Origin of the sequence: Pseudomonas sp. Pseusp97, from assembly GCF_047304025.1 — a bacterium.
Lineage (GTDB): Bacteria > Pseudomonadota > Gammaproteobacteria > Pseudomonadales > Pseudomonadaceae > Pseudomonas.
In genome coordinates this window covers 1-2,974 of the sequence record NZ_JBGLYK010000372.1, presented here as the reverse complement: position 1 = coordinate 2,974, position 2,974 = coordinate 1, and the positions used below count along the sequence as shown (strand labels likewise).

Below are 2,974 nucleotides of genomic sequence, written 5' to 3'. Positions count from 1 at the left end.
GCCGAAGCCGCCCCGGCTGCCCAGAACCTCGCCGGCGCCGTGCGCTCGCCGATGGTCGGCACCTTCTACCGCGCCGCCTCGCCGACCTCCGCCAACTTCGTCGAAGTCGGCCAGAGCGTGAAGAAAGGCGACATCCTCTGCATCGTCGAAGCCATGAAGATGATGAACCACATCGAGGCCGAGACCAGCGGCGTGATCGGTCAGATCCTCGTGGAGAACGGCCAGCCGGTCGAGTTCGACCAGCCCCTGTTCACCATCGTTTAAACCGCGGGGAACCTGCGATGTTGGAAAAAGTACTGATCGCCAACCGCGGCGAAATCGCGCTGCGCATCCTGCGCGCGTGCAAGGAGCTGGGCATCAAGACAGTGGCCGTGCACTCGACCGCCGACCGCGAGCTGATGCACCTGTCGCTGGCCGACGAAGCGGTCTGCATCGGTCCGGCCCCGGCCGCGCAGTCCTACCTGCACATCCCGGCGATCATCGCCGCGGCCGAGGTCACCGGCGCCGTGGGTATCCACCCCGGCTACGGCTTCCTCGCCGAGAACGCCGACTTCGCCGAGCAGGTCGAGCGCTCGGGCTTCACCTTCATCGGCCCCAGCGCCGACGTCATCCGCCTGATGGGTGACAAGGTGTCCGCCAAGGACGCCATGAAGAAAGCCGGCGTGCCGACCGTGCCGGGCTCCGACGGCCCGCTGCCGGAAGACGAGGAAACCGCGCTGGCGATTGCCCGCGAGGTTGGCTACCCGGTGATCATCAAGGCCGCCGGTGGCGGTGGTGGTCGCGGCATGCGCGTCGTGCACAAGGAAGAAGACCTGATCAAGTCCGCCAAGCTGACCCGCACCGAAGCGGGCGCGGCCTTCGGCAACTCGATGGTCTACCTGGAGAAGTTCCTGACCAACCCGCGCCACGTGGAAGTCCAGGTCCTCTCCGACGGCCAGGGCAACGCCATCCACCTGGGCGATCGCGACTGCTCGCTGCAGCGCCGTCACCAGAAGGTGCTGGAAGAAGCCCCAGCCCCGGGCATCGACGAGAAGGCCCGCGCCGAAGTGCTGGCCCGTTGCGTCCAGGCCTGCGTGGAAATCGGCTACCGTGGCGCCGGTACCTTCGAGTTCCTCTACGAGAACGGCCGCTTCTACTTCATCGAGATGAACACCCGCGTACAGGTGGAGCATCCGGTGTCGGAGATGGTCACCGGTATCGACATCGTCAAGGAGATGCTCAGCATCGCCTCGGGCAACAAGCTGTCGATCAAGCAGGAAGACGTGGTCATCCGTGGCCATGCGCTGGAATGCCGGATCAACGCCGAAGACCCGAAGACCTTCATGCCGAGCCCCGGCAAGGTGAAGCACTTCCACGCACCGGGCGGCAACGGCGTGCGTGTGGATTCGCACCTGTACAGCGGCTACGCCGTACCGCCGAACTACGACTCGCTGGTGGGCAAGATCATCACCTACGGCAAGGACCGCGATGAGGCCATGGCGCGCATGCGTAATGCGCTGGACGAGCTGATCGTCGATGGCATCAAGACCAACACCGAGCTGCACAAGGAGCTGGTCCGCGACAAGGAGTTCTGCAAGGGTGGCGTGAACATCCACTACCTGGAGAAGAAGCTGGGCATGGACAAGCACTAAGCCTGCCCTGCTCCGCCTCGCTCCACCACAAGGGCTGCCTCCGGGCGGCCCTTGTGCTTTGCGGCCCTGCACGCTGGCATGGCAGGGTGCCGTGCAGTAAGCTTGCCGCCTTTATCTGCGGGCCGCCCAGGCGGTCCGTTGTCTTTTCCAGCTCCATCCCGGCACGATCGAGGTACCGCCCCATGCCCTGGCTTCAAGTCCGACTCGCCATCACCCCGGATCAGGCGGAAACCTATGAAGATGCGCTGCTGGAAGTCGGCGCCGTCTCCGTGACCTTCATGGATGCAGAAGACCAGCCGATCTTCGAGCCGGACCTGGGCACCACCCCGCTGTGGAGCCATACCCACCTGCTCGCGCTGTTCGAGGCCGATACCGACGAGACGGCGCTGCTCGCCCATCTGTCCCTGCTCACCGGCGGCGCACTGCCGGAGCACCAGATCGAGCGCATCGAGGACCAGGACTGGGAGCGCAGCTGGATGGACAACTTCAAGCCGATGCGCTTCGGCCGCCGCCTGTGGATCGTCCCCAGCTGGCACGACGCACCGGAGCCGGACGCGGTGAACCTGCTGCTCGACCCGGGCCTGGCCTTCGGCACCGGCACCCACCCGACCACCGCGCTGTGCCTGGAATGGCTCGACGGCCAGGAGCTGGCCGGCCAGCAGGTGCTGGATTTCGGCTGCGGCTCGGGCATCCTCGCCATCGCCGCGCTGCTGCTGGGCGCCGAACAGGCCGTCGGCACCGACATCGACCCGCAGGCGCTGGAAGCCTCCCGCGACAACGCCTCGCGCAACGGCATCGACCCGGCGAAGTTCCCCGTCTACCTGCCCGCCGATCTGCCCAAGGTGCAGGCGGACGTGCTGGTGGCGAACATTCTGGCCGGTCCGCTGGTCACATTGGCAGAGCAGCTCACCGGCCTGGTGAAACCCGGTGGCCAGCTGGCCCTCTCGGGCATCCTCGCCGAGCAGGCCGAGGAAGTGCGCGCCGCCTATGCAGACGCCTTCGACCTCGACCCGACCGCCGAGCGCGACGGATGGATCCGCATCAGCGGCCGCCGCCGCTGAGTGCCCGCCGTACGGGGCTTGAGTTAGACTAACCGCCAGATTTTTTCCGCCGGACCGCCGCATGAGCGACAGCTTCATCACACAGTGCCCCCATTGCCAGACCCGTTTCCGCGTCAACGCGGCGCAACTGGGCGCGGCCAGTGGGGCTGTGCGTTGTGGAACCTGTCTGAAGGTGTTCAGCGCGCCGCAGAACATGGTGGGCGAGCCGACCCAGGCGGCGACACCCGCAGTGGCGGCGCCGGCTCCCGTCAAGCCGCCGGTTCCCGCTGCCGCGCCCGCACC

General features: G+C 66.8%; 4 protein-coding genes. All 4 read left to right on the top strand.

Annotated features, from left to right (window positions below):
* Positions 1 to 264: acetyl-CoA carboxylase biotin carboxyl carrier protein (gene accB, locus ACCC94_RS28980; RefSeq protein WP_413353029.1), on the top strand; the 264-nt coding region annotated here is incomplete at its 5' end.
* Between the two features lie 17 nt (positions 265 to 281).
* Entirely contained in the window at positions 282 to 1,631 is a 1,350-nt protein-coding gene (gene accC, locus ACCC94_RS28975; protein ID WP_045216407.1) for an acetyl-CoA carboxylase biotin carboxylase subunit, read from the top strand.
* Positions 1,632 to 1,813: 182 nt separating this feature from the next.
* Positions 1,814 to 2,692 (top strand): 50S ribosomal protein L11 methyltransferase, encoded by an 879-nt coding sequence (prmA, locus tag ACCC94_RS28970; protein WP_413353028.1) that lies wholly within the window; start codon positions 1,814 to 1,816, stop codon positions 2,690 to 2,692.
* A gap of 61 nt (positions 2,693 to 2,753) precedes the next feature.
* Positions 2,754 to 2,974 (top strand): MJ0042-type zinc finger domain-containing protein (locus tag ACCC94_RS28965; protein ID WP_413353027.1); only part of this gene is annotated, 221 nt, incomplete at its 3' end.